The sequence below is a fragment of the Shewanella sp. 3_MG-2023 genome (assembly GCF_030548765.1).
In the GTDB taxonomy this organism is placed as follows: Bacteria; Pseudomonadota; Gammaproteobacteria; order Enterobacterales; family Shewanellaceae; genus Shewanella.
In genome coordinates this window covers 1-19,283 of sequence record NZ_JAUOSH010000051.1, presented here as the reverse complement: position 1 = coordinate 19,283, position 19,283 = coordinate 1, and the positions used below count along the sequence as shown (strand labels likewise).

Annotated in this window: 13 protein-coding genes and 2 tRNA genes; 6 read left to right on the top strand and 9 right to left on the bottom strand. The window is 39.6% G+C overall.

The features are described from left to right. Nucleotides 1-228: 228 nt before the first annotated feature. Nucleotides 229-2,226 (bottom strand): hypothetical protein, encoded by a 1,998-nt coding sequence (locus Q4591_RS19335; protein ID WP_303462502.1) that lies wholly within the window; start codon nucleotides 2,224-2,226, stop codon nucleotides 229-231. A gap of 921 nt (nucleotides 2,227-3,147) precedes the next feature. Between Q4591_RS19335 and Q4591_RS19330 the strand changes: the two genes are divergently transcribed. Together Q4591_RS19330 and Q4591_RS19325 are read left to right on the top strand one after the other, a co-directional pair. After that, the gene (locus Q4591_RS19330; protein ID WP_303462500.1) at nucleotides 3,148-3,834 is read left to right on the top strand and encodes a hypothetical protein; all 687 of its coding nucleotides are present in this window, start codon (nucleotides 3,148-3,150) and stop codon (nucleotides 3,832-3,834) included. Then, nucleotides 3,821-4,516, top strand: a complete 696-nt coding sequence (locus Q4591_RS19325; RefSeq protein ID WP_303462497.1) for a hypothetical protein — start codon at nucleotides 3,821-3,823, stop codon at nucleotides 4,514-4,516. Before Q4591_RS19330 ends, Q4591_RS19325 begins: the two co-directional genes overlap by 14 nt. A gap of 228 nt (nucleotides 4,517-4,744) precedes the next feature. Here Q4591_RS19325 and Q4591_RS20185 read toward each other — a convergent pair whose 3' ends face one another. Next, nucleotides 4,745-4,906 (bottom strand): ATP-binding cassette domain-containing protein, encoded by a 162-nt coding sequence (locus tag Q4591_RS20185; protein WP_368501232.1) that lies wholly within the window; start codon nucleotides 4,904-4,906, stop codon nucleotides 4,745-4,747. A gap of 616 nt (nucleotides 4,907-5,522) precedes the next feature. On the opposite strand from Q4591_RS20185, the gene Q4591_RS19315 reads away from it, so the two are divergent. Next, complete coding sequence (locus tag Q4591_RS19315) at nucleotides 5,523-7,391, top strand: hypothetical protein (RefSeq protein ID WP_303462495.1); 1,869 nt, start codon at nucleotides 5,523-5,525, stop codon at nucleotides 7,389-7,391. Between the two features lie 382 nt (nucleotides 7,392-7,773). On the opposite strand, the gene Q4591_RS19310 is transcribed toward Q4591_RS19315, so the two are convergent. Beyond that, nucleotides 7,774-8,559, bottom strand: coding sequence for a helix-turn-helix transcriptional regulator (locus tag Q4591_RS19310; protein ID WP_303462493.1), 786 nt, complete (start codon nucleotides 8,557-8,559; stop codon nucleotides 7,774-7,776). Between the two features lie 654 nt (nucleotides 8,560-9,213). Then, nucleotides 9,214-9,304, bottom strand: a tRNA-Ser gene (locus Q4591_RS19305). 379 nt (nucleotides 9,305-9,683) lie between these two features. Between Q4591_RS19305 and Q4591_RS19300 the strand changes: the two genes are divergently transcribed. Both Q4591_RS19300 and fabA read left to right on the top strand, forming a co-directional pair. After that, a complete protein-coding gene (locus tag Q4591_RS19300; RefSeq protein WP_102437653.1) occupies nucleotides 9,684-11,423 on the top strand; it encodes a S16 family serine protease in 1,740 nt (579 codons plus the stop codon). Between the two features lie 73 nt (nucleotides 11,424-11,496). Then, nucleotides 11,497-12,012 carry a bifunctional 3-hydroxydecanoyl-ACP dehydratase/trans-2-decenoyl-ACP isomerase gene (fabA, locus tag Q4591_RS19295; RefSeq protein WP_102437655.1) on the top strand — a complete coding sequence of 172 codons (516 nt, stop codon included), beginning with the start codon at nucleotides 11,497-11,499 and terminating at the stop codon, nucleotides 12,010-12,012. A 128-nt stretch (nucleotides 12,013-12,140) separates the two neighbouring features. On the opposite strand, the gene rmf is transcribed toward fabA, so the two are convergent. The 5 genes from rmf to rlmKL form a co-directional block, all read right to left on the bottom strand. After that, nucleotides 12,141-12,317: a ribosome modulation factor gene (gene rmf, locus Q4591_RS19290; RefSeq protein ID WP_076539913.1), complete on the bottom strand. Its 177-nt coding sequence runs from the start codon at nucleotides 12,315-12,317 to the stop codon at nucleotides 12,141-12,143. A gap of 179 nt (nucleotides 12,318-12,496) precedes the next feature. Next, a complete protein-coding gene (locus Q4591_RS19285) occupies nucleotides 12,497-14,398 on the bottom strand; it encodes a DUF3466 family protein (protein WP_303462491.1) in 1,902 nt (633 codons plus the stop codon). 25 nt (nucleotides 14,399-14,423) lie between these two features. Beyond that, nucleotides 14,424-16,349 carry an ABC transporter ATP-binding protein gene (locus tag Q4591_RS19280; protein ID WP_102476871.1) on the bottom strand — a complete coding sequence of 642 codons (1,926 nt, stop codon included), beginning with the start codon at nucleotides 16,347-16,349 and terminating at the stop codon, nucleotides 14,424-14,426. Beyond that, nucleotides 16,346-16,597: a glutaredoxin family protein gene (locus tag Q4591_RS19275; RefSeq protein ID WP_102437661.1), complete on the bottom strand. Its 252-nt coding sequence runs from the start codon at nucleotides 16,595-16,597 to the stop codon at nucleotides 16,346-16,348. Before Q4591_RS19275 ends, Q4591_RS19280 begins: the two co-directional genes overlap by 4 nt. Before the next feature lie 17 nt (nucleotides 16,598-16,614). After that, on the bottom strand, nucleotides 16,615-18,762 hold the full coding sequence (rlmKL, locus tag Q4591_RS19270) for a bifunctional 23S rRNA (guanine(2069)-N(7))-methyltransferase RlmK/23S rRNA (guanine(2445)-N(2))-methyltransferase RlmL (RefSeq protein WP_303462489.1): 2,148 nt from the start codon (nucleotides 18,760-18,762) through the stop codon (nucleotides 16,615-16,617). A 300-nt stretch (nucleotides 18,763-19,062) separates the two neighbouring features. Between rlmKL and Q4591_RS19265 the strand changes: the two genes are divergently transcribed. After that, a tRNA-Met gene (locus Q4591_RS19265) sits at nucleotides 19,063-19,139 on the top strand. The last annotated feature ends 144 nt before the right edge of the window (nucleotides 19,140-19,283 follow it).

Below are 19,283 nucleotides of genomic sequence, written 5' to 3'. Positions count from 1 at the left end.
CACCCATCAATTAAAATGAATGCTTTTTAGACCGTAAAATGACCATGATAAAGAGTTGCAGGGTCCACGCTTTACTAAAATATAAAACTGCTTTCCAACAAGCTTAAAATCAGATTTTACCCACAGCTATGACAAACCTTTGTCAGCTTAGCTCAGGACGGAACATACTCAAAAAAAAGGCCACTTGAAATCAAGTGGCCTTTAGCATCGAATTTAACTAATTACAGCTTATTTTGGGTTTACGTGACAAGTCATACACGAGTATGGATCTGGGTAAACAGGATCTGTGGTCCAGTCACTATTACCCCTAACTTTCATATCATCGCTATATAAGCCGTGCATATAAACAAAGTTTTGATCTTTCAACTCAGGTAATATGTTCAATAAGTAATTTGGATCACCGTACATTTCAGCACTAACAACGCTCACAGCATCTCTATCGGTTGATGGCACATCAATGATTGGTTTAGCTGGATGAAAGGTCATATCTTCAGGAGAGTTACCACCTTCGTACATTTTCGGAAACAGTTTATTTACTGAACCATGGTTTTTAGGTTGAAACTCATTGTCATGGCACCAGAAACAAACACCGACTTCACCATGTCCTTCTGGAGCACCGTTATTACCATGACATTGAGCACATTGGTAAGGTGCCACGGCGCGATCCGCTTCATCTAATACTTCGTAAGACTGTACGCCTTTAGCTAGATCCATAACATAAACGGGCGTTGGGTTAACCCCCAAACTACCTTGGTCGCCATCAGAGTGAATACTACCTAACGAGTGACAAGTACCACAATCGGCAACGCCCCAGCCAAAATGCTCTTCAGATAATGGACGAATTGCCTCGTCAATATCGTAAATTGGATACTTATCATCACCACCCACTCGGTGGCTTTCTGGCGCAGCAAATTTCAACTGACGCGCCATAACAAATACGCTATCAGTTGGGTAGTATAATGGCCACACGTCAGGAAATACGTGACGGTTTTTATCGCCATGCCAATCAGTCAAATCGATTTCAATGCCTTTGCTACCAAAGTATTCGGCACATTCCTCGTCAACCAAACCATTTGGAGTGCCTGTCTTTTGACCATCAAGACCAATGCCATCACAAAAAGTTGCAGGTGGCGCTGAGTTCGAATCTGCCATATTCCCTAGACCGTACTTATGGTTCCAATCACTTGTATAGCGTGTTTCATAACCGTCAATTGCGTAGGCAAAACGCGCTTGGTTTACCACGCCATCAACAGAGTTAACTAAAAAGTGTTGAATATTAGCACCGGTGGAAATTTGTCCCCAGTAAGAAAAGCCCATTTCAACTAAGCCTTGCTCATGCAGACTCATGAATACATCAGCCATGGTGATCATGACGTCTTTTTTATAGATATCAGGACGCAGGTTATGTGGACGAACAACCACATCGTTAAAGACCATTTGTTCACCGCCAACAGGCTGTACCATCACTCTTGGGAAGGTTGCACGGTTATCACCAAACTTTTCTTCATCAGCCTTTCTGCGTTCAACTTGGGTGCGCTGCATCTCTTCACGGCGATAGGTGTAAGCTTCACTTCGAGAAGCTAACATCACCCCAGAATTATCTTGAAGTACCGTCATTTCCATGCGAGTTCCAACCGCTTCGCCGAAGTTGGTGTACTTGTTTTCTCTTTTAAATTCACCTGTGTCTGGGATCCAGTTTGCGGCCCAGTTTGGATCGCCTTCACCTACAGGCTTGCCATCAGTATCAAATTCAATGTTGCTGCCATCTTCGTTATGCCAAACCGTAAAGCGGTAAGCACCAATGTCCTCGCCCCACTCGTATTCAACGTGAAAGTCATCACGTGTCGCTGAAACGTAAAGCAATACTTCAGCAAAGGTAATTTGACCATCATTGAAAATATCATCACGTAATGGCTTAGGGATCAACTTACGAACATCTGCAGCCTGAACGGTATAACCGTGCTTTATATCACCATGTCGCCTTTCAGACTGTGCCACCCAGTCTGTTCTAGCCATTTCTTTACCGATATAAATAGTGATCGGCCCTTCTAACTGCCACTTAATATCTGGCCCCCAAACATTATCGAATACTTGACTACCTGTTTGAGGCGGCTCGACAATCTCAGGTATATCTGGATTTTCAGGAGAACTTTTGGCGTCATCACTTCCACAAGCGGCAAGCATTGCAAGCATTAATAATGTTGCTGATGTTTTTATATGTTTCATCTCATCCCTTTTACAATGTAAATATTGAAGCGGCATATTGACTTACCCAACGCCTTAAGGGACAGTGACTTCTCACAGTAACAATCACACCATTTGTAAATAAAATGATTTTGTTTATTTAGATTTGAACCCCATCACAATTACATTTAAATTCACTAACTTAATCAACTTTAACTCATAAATAAAATCAAAAAAAATCAAAAAAAATCACCATAAACATTACGCTAACAACTGCAATAAAATGCATATTGAACATATAAAACGTTAGAAACAGTGCCTAATTTGAAAAGGTAACATCAAAAAGGAGTGCGTTTTTTACACCACACAGCATGTCCATATTGATTCTATATAAAGGGGAAACTTGATTAACTAATGATGTTGTTCAGCAGCCTGTTTTACGCAAGGTAACACATGTTTTGCGAATAAATGATTAATTGTTGTTTTGAAGAATTATCAACATCATAAGCTCTCAAGATCCATTTATATTAAGATTTTAATGATAATAATTGAGTAGACACTAGCTCTGAGAGTGATGTTTCGGTATTTACATAGTTAATTACAACCTTGTCAGCCTTTAGCCGTAATTACATTTGTAAATCAACGGGTCCTGCACAAAGCAACTTAAATAGCCAATCCAGCCAAATATCAACAAGCTTAATGGCCTCTTTCTCACATCATCAATGCTGTAACACTTATCCCTGTTAGTGGTTTTTCACAGAAAACAAAGAAAGCTTGTTAGATTTTTTGAATCCAGCACTATTATCTTGAACCATGTCGCATATCTAAAAGTAGGTATTGCCCACTGTCGCATTTATTCACAATCGCTATTGCTGGAAACAAGGAAATGCATAAAATTCGCAATCACTTAATTACGGTATTTACAAAGGGTAGCTTCGGCTCACTATACAAAGGAGGAGCACTATGATGAAAGCAATAATAGACTCTGATTTGTCTACTCTGTCTAATGAACTAGGCGTTAATGCTTGCGTGCTCTATATTTTTTTGAATAACCCAATTAATCTACGCACAACTCGTGAAGCTGCTAGCCTTGTCGTTGCTAGCGATAAGCATGTTGTCAAACAATTCAAAGCACAACATTGCCAATGGGTCAGTTTGGAAGCTGATAAAACAAGTGCACCTAGCCGTTCTGCTACTCCAACGCTTGATGTTGCAAACCTCATGTATAAAGAGAACATGAGCATTGATATCACTTTTTTATTCGCGCCTAAATTAACAGCAAAATTTGTTTTTTATTCTAACAAGCTCTGTATTACAGCTCTAAATGACAAGCTTGAGTTGATTAAATCAAAGCTTTTGCAAGTAGCGATTAAAATCAATAATAGCCATAAACTTATCAAACAATCATTAATAAATATGGGCGTAATTAATCGTAAAACAATCGATATATTACAGTTTACGGCCGTGGGTTACTCTAGAAAGGATATCGCGCCAAAATTAAATTTATCGGTACGTGGCATCGATTATTATATAGAAATCGCCAAAATAACGTTTGAAGCAGACAGTTTACCCGCGTTAATTTATAACGTAAATCAATATGGTCTACTAAAGGACTTTTCAGAAATGGAGGCTAAGCATGAAAGTCAGTAGCATTCTGAACGAGTTCTCACGAACTCATAATATTACAGACACCATGTTTGTCTTAGACATAAATAGTAATATGCTACCTTCAGGGTTCTCTAAACTTAATCAAGTAGCTGGTAGAACTCATATTCTCGCTAGCTCAGTTAATGCGATAAAATACAGCAAAGTATCTCGAAAAAAGTGGGCAAAAAAAGACCACAACACAGAGGTCTCTTTAAAGCGTAAATACCATACTTGGGATTACAGTGACTGGCCGCAGTTTAAAGTTGGACCTAATGACGATATTGTTAAATTTGGCTACCAGCAAAAAGTAACCGTAGAAGTACCCTGCATGATGAACCCCAATTGGGTGGGGCGCTTCTACTTCATGGTGCATACTAATAATAAACTTGCTGACCCCAATGCATTTAGCCGTTTATATAAAGACCTAACCGATATTCATTACATGTTACTGCAAAGTAGTATGGAGAACCTGAATCCGTTTTTAGACTATGGTTTAATAAAAAGCGCTGATATTGCGATATTATATATGATGGCAAATGGACACGACCGTGAATCAATTGCCAAAGCAGCACATTTGTCCGCACGAGGTGTCGACTATCGCATACTTAAACTCAAGAAGTTACTAGGTGCTAGCAACTGCTCTAGCTTAATACATTCAGCATACAATAACTTTTTAATTCAGTAATATCATTGCCCCTACTTGATAGGGGCGCAACACTTACTGCAGGTCCGCAAAATCAAGAATAATTTAAAGCCTCATTTGCGTGTATCCATGATGGCAATTTGATCGCAAAGCTGCTCTGCTTCATCCATATAATGTGTAGTGAGAATAACTGGTTTCCCTTGTTTTATTATCTCCCTAACCAACTGCCAAAAATGTAACCTTGCTTGGGGGTCTAGCCCTGTGGTGGGCTCATCTAAAAAAAAGCAAAGCGGGATCATTAACTAAACTCAACGCCAGCAATAGCCGCTGCTTTTGTCCCCCAGAAAGCGTAAAATGAAGCTGATTGGCAACTTGCTGTAGTTGACATTTGACTCGGCAGTTACCAAATAGGCTGGGCCGAATATCCCCCAAGCTGCAAGGCTACTCGCGGAAGCTATTTATGGTAATTAAAACACAAATTTTAATGACCGCTAAATGAATAGTGAGGCCTTGTTAAAAGCGCAATAGCCAATATTGTGCGTTTTCATACAATCTATTCAACCAAAAGACAGAATCACTTTTAACTAACCTCAAATAAAGATTTAGTAAGTAGAATCAGGATTTAAAAGTGCACTATAAATAGTTCTGAAAACGTTCGCGATCTCGCCCTGCACCTTATACTGACTGAGGGATATCACAAAGTTGGTCTGTTACTAAGGTGATGGATATGCAGAGTCTCCCAATCACACTATATCTGTAATAGGATTAACGAATATCAAAGAGTATTAGCCTTAAATATACACAGGGCAATGTAACTCTTTAGCAGCATTGTTAACATCTGCCCGGCACGGTTGCTTAACTGTTTATTTTATGTGACCCACCTCCAATTTTACTCAACAAATCTTTATTTCTATGAGTACTGATAGCGTTTTTATTGCGGCTCGAATTCATACTCGACTGAGTGATTAATGGATAAAAATAATATCCAATCATGAATTTAGCAGTAAATAAATATTGCTATAGATTCAGAATATACTGGAGATGAGTAATGAAACTTAATGTAATAACAACCACTTTGGCTTTGTCTTTTTTGCTTGTAGGTTGTGGCAGTGACAGTAATGATAAGGTTGACCTAACAGAACCAGAACAGGGCTATAAAAATGATAAATATGTGGTAATGGATGTTAATCATCAACCTGTGGCTGACAAAATTCATTATGTCGCTTTAGGCCGCTTTGACGACAAAATTAAAACTTGGATGAACAGCGATCAGGCAGAAGATCTTGATGGTGACGGCCGAATTAGTTTTTATGATGCGCAAAAAGCAGGGGTAGAAAACCCACCGATTGACTACCTTGAAGTTAACTCTTCTGATGTTGTCGCTTTTCTTACCGAAAACCCTGATGGTTACGGTCAGCATACCTCTCGACCAGATATTTTTGTTGAAGGACAATACAGTGTATTCGATGTATTACGATATGTAGTGCATAGCGATCCTCAACTTAAATTTGACTCTGTTACACCTGCAGAAGAGTCTCCTTATAACACTTTCGAGTTTTCCATCTCCTATGACGCAAATAATGATGGTGACTTTACCAATGATGGTGATGAATTCGTTAACTCGCCTAATTGGTTCTTCCGCTTTAAAACTAGTGCCGGAGATTTCCAACGTGCGACTGGTGAACCAAATGGTGAGGCGACTTACAACCGTATGGATGAAATGTGGGCGCAGCATGATTTAGCCATCAGATTCCAGCCTTTCCATGAAGTTACCACTGTTAGACGCCAACACCTGTGGGAAAAAGAAATGGCACGTCTGGATGAAAATGGTCAAGTCATTAGTGAAATTTTGGTCCGTGATGGTGATACGCCATATCCTTACCCTTATGTACAAAATTTAAAAGTAACTGCCCATAACCTGCGTCCAGATGTCTTTCAGCCAGGCGTTATTACAGGTATAGATTGGTTTATGTCTGCAATCGATGAAGGATATGACTTTAAACTGAGCTACTGGCCAACACTGGATACAGGGGCTTCAGTCAATTCGTATTCAGTTAACCATGTAAATGGTATCACATCGTCAGTAGGTGAAGGTTGGGTTAACATTATGGGCGAAAAAGAAGTAGCCACCGACTATGGACCACTGCCTGCATGTTTGTGGGATAAAGAAGGTAAAACAGCTTCTGTTAGTGCTTTTCCAGCTGAAGATTGTATAGACGACTTCCAATATGCTTTTGGTGGCAATAAGTTACACTTAATGACTGATGTGTGGGTGATGAGCTATCCAAAAGAATACGGAATGCTGGTTTATGCAAATCATTATAATGCATGGGGTATGGAAGAATATAATGGCAATGATCTAGGCAAAGAATACGAGTTTAGCAATGGCCTAGTGGCAAATTTAGAAACCCTAAATTCTGCAAAAGATGCAAATTCTGATGCTATGCTAACAGAATCTCACTATGGCTGGGGCAAAGCTGACTGTATGTTGTGTCACAACCCAGAAGATGGACACATGAATGGCGCACCACTGCCAGTTAACACCAACGATGGGTTTGACATTCCACAGCCTTACTTCTGTTCAACTTGTCACGGGACTAATGGTGCAAGTGAAGGTCATGGTGCAACCGCTCGCTGTTTCTGGTGTCACTCTAGCTCTAAAACACCTGAATTCCATGGTGATGCGTTCAGCAAGCGTACTGTACCGAGTATCATTGACGCTATTAATGAAGAAAAAGATATCTTCTTCTACAATAATGGAAGCCCGGTGATGCCTAGAGATTCAGCAGGTAACCCAAACTCTTACCCTGATAAAGGTATTATTAGTGGCGCGAATTCAGACTGGAGCATGTCACAAACATTCCCAGATCCATATTCATGCATGACGTGTCACGATAACGGTTCATTTGATAAATAATCCCCAAATTCAACTGTGAAGTGCGACACTCGCCTATATCAAGCAGCCAATGTCATATTTTTAAATATTACAGCTGGCTGCTTGAACCCTAAACACTTTTTGGGTCAGTAATTTATTCCCGACAACGCAAACTCAATATCACTATCTGACACGGTTCTTAAGTCCGTTCCCTTTTTACATATTGCCTTGTTCTGGTCAACTCCAACCGGACACTTTTCTAAAAGAGATTTCAAAATCTATCGGTGACTGATCAGTCGAACGCCACTTGAAACATTATTGGATGGGAAACAGATTTGGGTGGATAAAAATCTAGCTCAAATCTAAGCTGACAGACACCATAAAAAAAGAGGTAACGGTCAGATCAAATCTGAGCTACTAGACCTTATGACAAAATTTTATATTTAAATGCAACAGCTACCAGTTGCGAATTGTTTTTAACTTCAAATAAGGCTTTCATTTTATTGACATGGTAGTCGACACCACGCTCAGTCAAGTGCAGCGTTTCTGAAATTGAAATTCTTGAATGACCTTCTGCAAGCATTTTTAACACATTATGACTTTTACGCGAAATAAGCCCCAAACCAGTGAAAGGATTAATCTCTGATGTTGCTTCACTTCCCAGTACCATATTATGAAAATTAGAAATAAATTGCTGCATTTGTTCCCTATTTTGCTCCGCAAACGTCTTTAATACTGTTGGTTCAAATTCACTCATGAAAAAAAATCGCCCATGAAGATAAGGACAGTTTTCACTCTGGTAACGATAATAGACGCGGCTTCTTACGTTATACTTACTTAAAACATCACGACACAGTCGTGAAGCCTCCGTATCCTCTTCGTAACTAAAAATCTGAATGCCACTAGCATTCAATTTGCTCATATTTGGCTCAACTTTAATGGCTTTTTTGGTAAAGTCCGCTCTCATCTTACGCATTGCTGAGTTAGAATATAAAAAATTATGTCGTTTCTCACGTTTACTAATCGACACTTCAGCATCAACATCAATATGAGAGTTTTGCATCTTCACCGATCTTGCCAAATCGAGAATATAAGTGCCCCCAATAAAACCTAAACGACTTACCTCGTTATTTAGTGTTAATTCTAGTCTCTCTCGCCGTTCAATTGCAGAATCAATGGTAACTTTATTACTTATTATTGATTGTTTCATCCCCAAAACTTCCAATGATTTTACTTATATATGTAAGTGTTAATATTACTTATCTACAACGATAACTTCAGTGATAAACCTCATAACGTAAACAACCAGAAATTTAAATTTGTGACAAACTACTAATAAACATCAAACATCTATATAAAAATATGTCTTTCAATGCATTCTGATATTCGCCAGTTTTAAAGAACATAACGTTATGCGCACACGACAACGATCAGCAATTGTCGTGAGTTTGCGAATCATAAAGTGATAGCCGCAGCCTTAGACACAAAGCTTTACTTAGCCCCCTGTACTGGTCGAACGCCACTTGAAACATTATTGGATGGGAAACAGATTTGGGCAGATAAAAATCTAGCTCAAATCTAAACTGACAGACACCATAAAAAAATGGGTAACTGTCAGATCAAGTCTGAGCTACTACAGCTAAACAGATACGAGTGAAGTACACGTTAATAGGAGCTCTGCTGATGCGAAAAGCAGGGATATTGACTGAGTCAATCCTCTCAAGGAAGATAAGTGACTATAAAACAGGCACTTCAAACACTAGACAATAAAGTAGTTTTGAATTGATAGTATTAATCTTCAATATTTTTAGTAATTTAAACGAAAAAAGGCTCATCATTTCTGATGAGCCTTTCGTCTTGAATATGGCGGAGAGATAGGGATTTGAACCCTAGATGGGCTACAAACCCATGCCGGTTTTCAAGACCGGTGCATTCGACCACTCTGCCATCTCTCCGAACGCCGAGAATAATATAAGTATCAGACCTCGTTGTAAACCGGAATTTATAAAAAAACATTCAAATGCTCATCAAATAAGCTTTTAAGACATTTTTCCACCTTTGTTGGCTCATTTGCTAATCAGGTGAGTAAAAATCACCTTCTACACCACTGGATTCCCTCACCTTTTCTATCAACAAACACGCTTTTAGCGATTACATTTTGTTTAAAGAATTACGCTAACCCCCAAATAAGAAGCAGCAATGGCCTTGAATATAGCAATCCAGTGTCATATTTTTCCAGCAAGCCCATAGATAATCCGCAAAGCATCGAACATTTCAATGATATGACGATAATATATGCTAAAATCGCTTTAACTATTTCTGATACTTAAAGCTATGACCACAACTTTAATTTCTATACCCAAACTTGCTCCTCAGTTTACGTTACCTCAATCTTTACCTTCTACTGCTTATCTAAGCCATTTATTGTTGGGACAAGAGCGTTGTTTAGATGCATTTAATTTAATGACTAAACTTGCACACCAACATTTATTTGTCGCTGATTTTGCGGGTATTGAGCGTGAACTGTTTATTAAAGCCCTTGTGAGTCAGGCTAATACGCCATCAGATTCCTTTTTGGTTGCGACTAAAAGCCAAGATGAAAATCACAATTTTAATTTCCGCTGGCAGGCTGAGTTACCGGCAGAGAATGTTGGCACTGTTGCGCATCAAAATACCCTTTACAGCTATGTTAGTGGCTCTATTCGCCGCGCTGATCTAGTCGGTAAAATGCATAAGACTGATAAGTCTAGCCAGTATAAAGCTGGCATTTTAGCCTCCAACCATTTCGTTTTTATTGATGCTAACTCTTTATGGAAACGTGAAGGCCTGTGGGATTTTGTCATGCAGATCCTCGAGCATAAACAATATAAAATTAGCAACGATATCGCGCCAATCCCACTCAATTGTAAAATTGTGCTAATGGGCTCAGCTAACTTGTTTACTCATTTAAGAACTGAAGACAGAGTTTTTTATAAAAACTTTCCACTGCTTGGCGAGGTTAACTCAGAAATTGATTTAACTAAATATAATGAAACTCAGTACCTGCAATGGCTAAATAGTTTAGCTGATGCCTATAACATTCAATTAGAGCCATCAAGCTTGATACCGCTATTTAATTACAGCGCCAAACTTACTGAGCATCAGCAACGCTTAAGTTTATCAATGCTGCAAATAGTTCAGGTACTGACTCAAGCTAAAGCATACTCTAATAGTGCTTCGCTCAATTCAACTGCCATAGCAAAAGCTCTTAGACAGTCAAAGTCACGCCATGACAGTTCTGAGGTTTATTCAGCACAAAACTTTGATGATAATTTCATTAATCTGCAAACGAGCGGTGAAATAATCGGCCAGATTAATGGCTTAACTGTGATTGACACTGATGATTCAAGTTATGGCGAGCCGGCAAGGATCACTACCTCTGTCCATTATGGTGACGGTGAAGTGATTGATATTGAGAGGAAATCAGAGTTGGGCGGTAATATTCATACTAAAGGTATGATGATCCTTTCAGCTTCCTTGTACCGTATTTTTGGTCGCGATGTACCTTTGCATTTAAATGCCAATATAGTGTTTGAGCAGTCTTATCAAGAGATTGATGGCGATAGTGCCTCTTTAGCTGAGTACTGCTGCTTAATGTCTGCCATTGCCGAGCAGCCGATTAACCAAGCATTTGCCATTACGGGCGCACTTGATCAATTCGGCGCGGTGCAAGCCATTGGTGGTGTGAATGAAAAGATCGAAGGCTTCTATCATTTATGTAAGCGACGTGGCTTAACAGGTGAGCACAGCGTTATTATTCCTAAATCGAATGTGCTACAACTAAACCTTGAAACCGAAGTTATTGAGGCCGTTGAAAAAGGCTTGTTTCATATTCATGCAATTGAGCATATGGATCAAGCTATCGATTTATTAATGAAAGCTCCAGCAGGGGTAAGAAACGAAGACAATGATTTTCCTGCTGAATCAATTTATGGCCAGGTCCAAACACGTTTAGAAAAAATGGCAGGCCACGATGATGAAGAGCTCGAATTAAGCTTTTTACAAAAAATATTAATGAAATTAAAGATATTATAGTGATCGGAGTTGTTTAGCTTACACGTGTTCGCTATCTTGTCAGCCTATTCGTAATAAAGTGGTAAATATTTAAATGAAAAGAGCTAACAGTTTCACTAAAGAAGAGCTGATCGCATGTGGTAATGGCAACCTTTTTGAGCCTAACTCACCACGTCTGCCTGTCGATAATATGTTGATGATAGATAGGATCACAACCATTAATGCTGACGGTGGTGAATATGGTAAAGGCGAAATAGTCGCTGAACTCGATATCACCCCTGATTTATGGTTTTTTGACTGCCACTTTAATGGCGATCCTGTGATGCCAGGTTGCTTAGGTTTAGATGCCATGTGGCAATTGGTTGGCTTTTATTTAGGCTGGGAAGGCGCAGAAGGTAAAGGGCGCGCACTTGGGGTTGGCGAAGTAAAGTTCACCGGGCAAGTATTACCGGAAGCGAAAAAAGTCACCTATAAGCTCACTTTAAAACGAAAGATTCACCGTAAGCTGGTTATGGGGATTGCTGATGCCACTATGGAAGTGGATGGCCGTGAGATTTACTCGGCTACTGATTTGAAAGTCGGTATTTTTAAGGATACCTCGACCTTTTAAGCATTTCACTGAATATGAATAGTAATCACTGTTAGCTAATGTTGCTTCGGGTTAACTTAGCTAAACGGCATTATTTTGCCCTCAATCAACCCCCTGAGGGCAAAGATATTAATATGATGCCTTTTCATTTATTTATTAAACAAACCACTCATACGTCCATCTACGCCTTCTCTCCAACCACCTAACCATTGAGATTTAGAATCTAAAGTTCCGTAAGGGCAAAGCTCCTTAGAGCGCCCTGCAATACCTGCTTGGAATCCCTTAGAAAAAGCTCTATCTAACTTATCTCTTTTTTGTCTTTTCATTAACACATCCTCATTTTGTTAATCAAGAAGCGTTCGCTTCAGCATTAGAAATAGGTGAAATTTCACACAAGATCAATGCAAAAATATGACAAAATTATGTGTTTTTAATTAAAGTATTGAGATAAAAAGCAAAAAAAAATCGAGGAATAATCCTCGACTTTTAGTTCAAAAAATGCTCTCTACTTAAGCTTGCGACGACGTAACCAAAGTAACGGCAGAGCGAATAACCAAGCAAAGCTAGCCGCCCCTTTTCTTACATAGGGCTCATCTTCTACGTCATCACTTTCAGTACAGGCTTGTTCGTTACCTGATACCGGTTTCATTACCACCATACGCGGTAAATAAGACGTTACAGGGTCGCCATTACCATTTATTTCAAATAACGGTAGGTTAGTGTCTTCATCAAGAATCAAATTACCATCGGTATCAAATTGGTATAAAGGTTTACGAATAAATGCTGTACCTACAATGGTGCCGTCTTCATTGATGTCATTGGCCTCAACCACATATATTTCACTGTCATAGCTTAAAATTGAGCCGTCACCATCAATAACCTCAACCGGATAACGAGTCCATTTGCCATCAGCATCTTGCTCATAGCCTTTTGACTCACACGTTAAAGTCGCATTAAGGTTCACAAATTCATCATCATCGATGTTATAAAGAAAACCTGCTTTTGGTCGCGGCTTATCTTTATCATAAGTGACCTCAATATTACCAACCACTTGACCTGCATTATTAATGGCTTTTGGGTAACTACTTAGCTCTGAAATACCTGAATCTTGAAAGTCACTAGGTACTACGATTTCAGCAGATGGGTTGTTAATATCGTAATAGAAGAACTTATCTCGTAAAATTCCACTGACATATTTATAAAAAGTACCGATGACGATACCGTTGTCGTTAATATCACGAGCTATTGAGTTATAAACATCGTCACTGAAAATATCGGTATCAATCCACTTATATTCATATTCTCCTGCGGCATTTTTCACCCAATAGGCAGCGTCTTGATAAAGGTCATCTTTTTTACCATTACGGTAAACGTGTGAGCGCCCTACCACTACATCATTGTTGTTAACACCTAAAGCTTGAGCGGTATACACTAAAGTAGAGTCTTCATCAGGGGTTAACCCTAACTCTAGCTCAATCACGTTTTCAGCAGGAATAGTATTATCCTCAGCAATTTGCCATACGTGGGCGCGGGTTTGATACTGAATGTTACGACGACCATTTGATGGGAATTGATCTGCCTGTACGCATATTTCAACTGGCGCTGGCGAGTCTTCATCTGCGTTTAAATCTGCGTCAATACAACTATCGATACGATCTGAGCTGAATTCAATAATGTCAGTACTGGCATAACCTGCCACCAAATTATTATCGTTAATTGCCGCAGCCGCTGACCAGCCACCTAACTCAACTTCAAAACCATCATCTTCACGAATATAAGTTTCGTAAGATGGTACTAATTCAAGTTCTGCGCCGTCAGGCGTGACAGCGACACCACGAAGCTCAAAATCGCGATAGTACCAAAACTCTTGGTCTTCATCACTACCAACATAATCAATGGTTTTTTCAGGCGCAGTATATGAACCAACTTTGTAATTGTTGTCATTCATGCCATAGAAAAAGGTATCAACCGAATTGATAATTAACTCGCCTTCATCATCAACATCGGTTGGTGCTGTAGTGCCATTAACGCTATAGAAGTTTGGATACCAAGCTGACTCAGCATCGTCTTCTTCCGCTGTGAAAGTAAAGTTATTTGCCACCAGAGGCAAAAATACTGAATAAATAATGGTTTCTTCAGGTGCGATACCATCTTCTACATCAATAACGTCATTGTCATCTTCGTCATCATCGACAGATAGTTTTTTCTTACCTTTAGAAACACCTACAAGTTCATTGTTGGCATTAACAGCCATGGCGTAACCACTTCGGGTACCGTCTACTGTGCCTTTAAGATCAAAATCTTCAATGTTTACAATTTCATATACTGGAGCGGCATGTACACTTCCGATAGCGCCAAGCACACTCAAGGCAACGACAGATAATGCCTTATCAAACTTCGACTTCATTATAATTCCTATTATTATTATACGCTTACTTCAGTGATTCGAGTTCTTCCCAACGCTCGAAGCAAGTGTCCAATTCCTGTTCTTTTGTCGCCAATGCTTTAAGCACTGAGTTGACGGTATCTTGTGGTTGGCTATAAAAATCAGCTGAAGCCACAGTATTTTGTATTTCTTCTACTTCTTGTTCTAACTTTTCCATTTTACTCGGTAGTTGTTCGAGTTCACGTTGAAGTTTGAACGATAATTTTTTAGGTGCTGTACTGGCAGCTTTAGTCTGCTTTACAGGCTTAGTTTCTACTGGCGCAGGAGTTTGGACAACAGATGTTGCTGCTTGTTCCTCAGAATAAAATTTAGCGCCCTGAGAGACGGCATCATTGTATCCGCCAACATACTCATGCCAGTTACCATTACCGGCAAACCACCAACTACTGGTCACGGTATTATCAATAAATTCCCTGTCGTGACTAACAATCAATAAGGTCCCTTTAAAATCAGTTAGTAAGGACTCTAACAATTCTAGGGTCTCAATATCAAGGTCATTGGTTGGTTCATCGAGAATAATTAAGTTTGCAGGTCGCAATAACAAGCGTGCTAATAGCAATCGGTTTTTCTCACCACCTGATAACGCCTTAACAGGGGTACGTGCACGCATAGGTGAAAACAAGAAGTCTTGTAAGTAACTTAATATATGACGATCTTGACCGTTAATCGTAACGGTTTTCTTACCGTCGCCTACGTTTTCTTCAACGGTTTTTTCTGGATCTAACGCTTCACGGTATTGGTCAAAATAGGCAACTTCGAGTTTGGTACCGACTTTAACTTCACCTGATTGCGGCGAAAGCTGCTCAATTAATAGCTTAATTAATGTTGATTTACCACAACCGTTTGGCCCGATTAAGGCAATTCTGTCACCACGTATAACCGTTGAACTGAAGTTTTTAACTAAATCTTTATCAGGTAAATTGTAATTAAGATTATTAATATCAAATACTAACTTACCAGAACGCTCAGTATCACTGACGTTCATCTTGGCATTACCTTGACGATTCAGGCGCTCACTGCGTTCATTTCTTAATGCTTTAAGGGCGCGCACTCGGCCTTCATTACGGGTACGTCTGGCTTTTACCCCTTGACGGATCCAAGTTTCTTCTTCTGCTAATTTTTTGTCAAAATGGGCATTTTGTTCCGCTTCAACACGCAACCACTCTTGCTTACCTTCTAAATAAGCATGGTAATTACCCGGCCACGATGTCACTACGCCGCGATCTAAATCAACAATGCGTGTTGCCATACGATGAATAAAGCCACGGTCATGACTGACAAACACGATAGCGCCTTTAAAGTTTAATAAAAACTCTTCAAGCCATTCAATGGTATCAATATCAAGGTGGTTGGTCGGTTCATCAAGCAATAATAAGTCCGGTTCGCTAACTAGGGCTCTTGCTAATGCCACTTTACGCTGCCAGCCACCTGATAACTCACTAAGGGGTTTATCGGGATCTAAGCCTAACAATTCACAATTTTGAATAATACGAGAATCTAAATGCCAGCCGTTATTATGATCTAATGACTCTTGCAAGCGCTGCATTTGATTGAGCATCTTGTTCATTTCATCAGGTTCAGCGGTAGCAACGTCATGTGAAAGCTTATGATAACGCTCTAGCATTTCACCAATTTCTTTTAATGCTAAAGAGATATATTTATAAACCGTGCCGGTTTCAGCTTTAGGCGGATCTTGCTGTAGTCGACTGACATTCACATCAGAGGCAATATTAAATTCACCGTCATCAAGTAATACATCACCTGACAGCACTTTCATTAAACTTGATTTACCCGCCCCATTTCGGCCTACGATACACACTCGCTCACCAGGTAAAATAGTGAAATCAGCATTTTTCAATAACGGGGTATAGCCATAGGCTAAAGAGCCATTATTAATACGAACTAAACTCAAGCGACGCTCCTAATAAATTCTGTTAACTGCTGGGCATCAAAGGGCCAAAACAATTCTTTTTCATCCATAACTAACACTGGTATAGAGATGCCATAACGGCTTGCCAGTGTGTCATTATCGCAAATATCAATATGTTGATAGTCAATGCCTAATTGCTCAACTAACGCTTGAGCAATTTCACACAGATGACAGCCATCTGTGTGATATAAAATTAGGCCTGCACTGTCTGTTGTTGGGTTAGAACTCATACTTTTAACCTTAAAGCTTATTTAGCGTAAGGAGACTTAGCATGGGTAATTAACCAAGTATTATGGATGTGCGGATTACGCTTATAATCCAATGGTAATGTTTGACTATCGATATTTTTAATGTCCATTTTATATTGGCTTAAAAGCTCGATATCCATTTTAAATTTACGCTTATTATTCGAGAAAATAATTTCGCCATTAGGGCTTAATACTTTAATCAAATCAACCAGCATTGCCGCATGGTCTCGTTGAACGTCCCAGCTATCTTCCATTCTTTTTGAATTAGAAAAAGTTGGCGGATCGATAAATATCAGATCGAATTTCTCTTCACAATCTTTCACCCACTGAATACAGTTAGCTTGGATGAATTGATATTGCTTACCTGATAAATTATTTAAATCAAAATTCTCTTTTGCCCAAGCAAGGTAAGTATTTGACATATCGACTGTTGTGACAGATTTAGCCCCACCTAATGCCGCATGTACCGATGCAGAGCCTGTGTAAGAAAATAAATTCAGCACATTTTTACCCGCTGATTTTTCACCAACTAATTTACGGGTCAAACGATGATCTAAGAATAAACCGGTATCAAGGTAGCCAGTTAAATTTAACTTAAACTTAGCGCCATACTCTTGGGTAATGATCTCCAGCTTTTGTTGATCAAACTTTTGATACTGGTTGGTGCCCTTTTGCTTTTCACGGGTCTTTAAGGTAACGCGATCAGGGTCCATATTTAATGCTGCAGGCAATGAAAGTAATACATCGGTTAAACGACGCTTTGTCACCGCTTCAGGAATAGTCGCAGGCGCAGAGTATTCTTGAATAACCACATAATCGACATATTTATCAACTGCCACATTGTATTCAGGTAAGTCAGCATCATAAATGCGGTAACTATCAATACCTTCTTTTTTAGCCCACTTGGTTAGTTGCTTCATATTCTTTTTAATACGATTAGCAAAAGCAGGCGAGATATCTGCAATATCAACACCTTCAGGCAACACCGGCATTTCACGGCGAGTGCTTTTAGCATGCAAAGTATATAAGTTAAAGCCACACTCTAGTGCACCGTTAAACATCTTCATTTGCTTATCGGCTTTTAGCTTTAATGCTGAGAGTAATTCAATATCACTACACAACATGGCAATTTTCCAACCGCCAAAGTCTTTTTTAAACTTATCGCCAAGCTTGTAATACAGCTTCAATAATTCCGTAATGCTACCTAAACGCTCACCATATGGTGGGTTTGAGATTAAGAAACCCGCTTCTACTGGTGGAGTAACATCAAGTGCATCTGAAACACTAAATTCAATTAAATCAGCAACACCGGCGTTTTCTGCGTTTTGTTTTGCAAGCGCTACAAGGTGACCGTCAATATCAGAGGCAAAAAACTTCAATGCGCAGCGAGTTTTACCAAGACTGGCTCGGGCTTTTGCTTCATTTAAAATCCCTTGCCATAGGGTATCGTCATGTTGATGCCAATGCTCAAAACCAAAACGGGCGCGTTTAAGCGCTGGAGCAATATCTGCAGCCATTAATGCCGCTTCGATAACAACGGTACCACTGCCACAAAAGGGATCTAATAATGTAATTGGATTTGCTTGCCAACCACTTCTTATAAGCATGTTAGCGGCTAAGTTTTCTTTCAGAGGTGCTTCACCGGTTATTGATCGGTAGCCACGTTGGTGTAAAGAAGCGCCAGAGAAATTAACTGAAAGCGTTAATTGATTATTACGATAATGGGCATCAATTCTAAATTCAGCATTGACGCGTCCAACATCAGGTCTATCTAAACCATCATCGCGAAAACGATCCACAACCGCATCTTTGGTTTTTAAAGCGCCAAACTGGGTATTATTAATAAAGCCGCCAGTACCGTGAAAATCGATACTGAAGGTACTATCGTTTGAGAAGTGAGACGGCCAATCAATACTGTAAGCTGCGTTATAAAGTTGCTCAGCAGATTCACAAGCACCTTTATAGATAACCACAACAATTCGGCTAGCAAGTCGAGTCCACAATGTAATTCGATAGGCAAGTTCTAAAGGCGCAGAAAAATACACACCAGCGACGCTTTCCTTAACATCAGTAGCACCAAACTCTTTAAGCTCATTGGATAAGCTATATTCAAACCCCTTTGGGGCAGCAGCAAAAAAATTTAACATGGATAGACAGTCATCAACTCACAGATATAATTAAGCATGCATTATATACCTAAACCGATATTAGGTGTGAAAATGTCTGTTAATTGCCACATTTTATACAATACATTACCGATATAGCCCTGTATTAGTGAGTAAACTTTCATTTCTGTTTCAAAACTACGGCTATAACAGGGCTATCTGCCTTATAAAGCCGCTATTTTTTGCTATTGGTGCTCAGTAAGTCAGCAAGCAGTAATAAAGTTGTCATTATGACTTGCCAAGAACAAGATTGGCCGTTATAGTCTGCCCCGCTTAAACGGACGCGGGATGGAGCAGTTTGGTAGCTCGTCGGGCTCATAACCCGAAGGTCGTTGGTTCAAATCCAGCTCCCGCAACCATTTAACCTTAGTAAGCAGACAATTAGTTAGCATATAAATAGTCGGGCTCAGCTAATATAAACTGGCAAAGGTCGTTGGTTCAAATCCAGCTCCCGCAACCATTTAACCTTAGTAAGCAGACAATTAGTTAGCATATAAATAGTC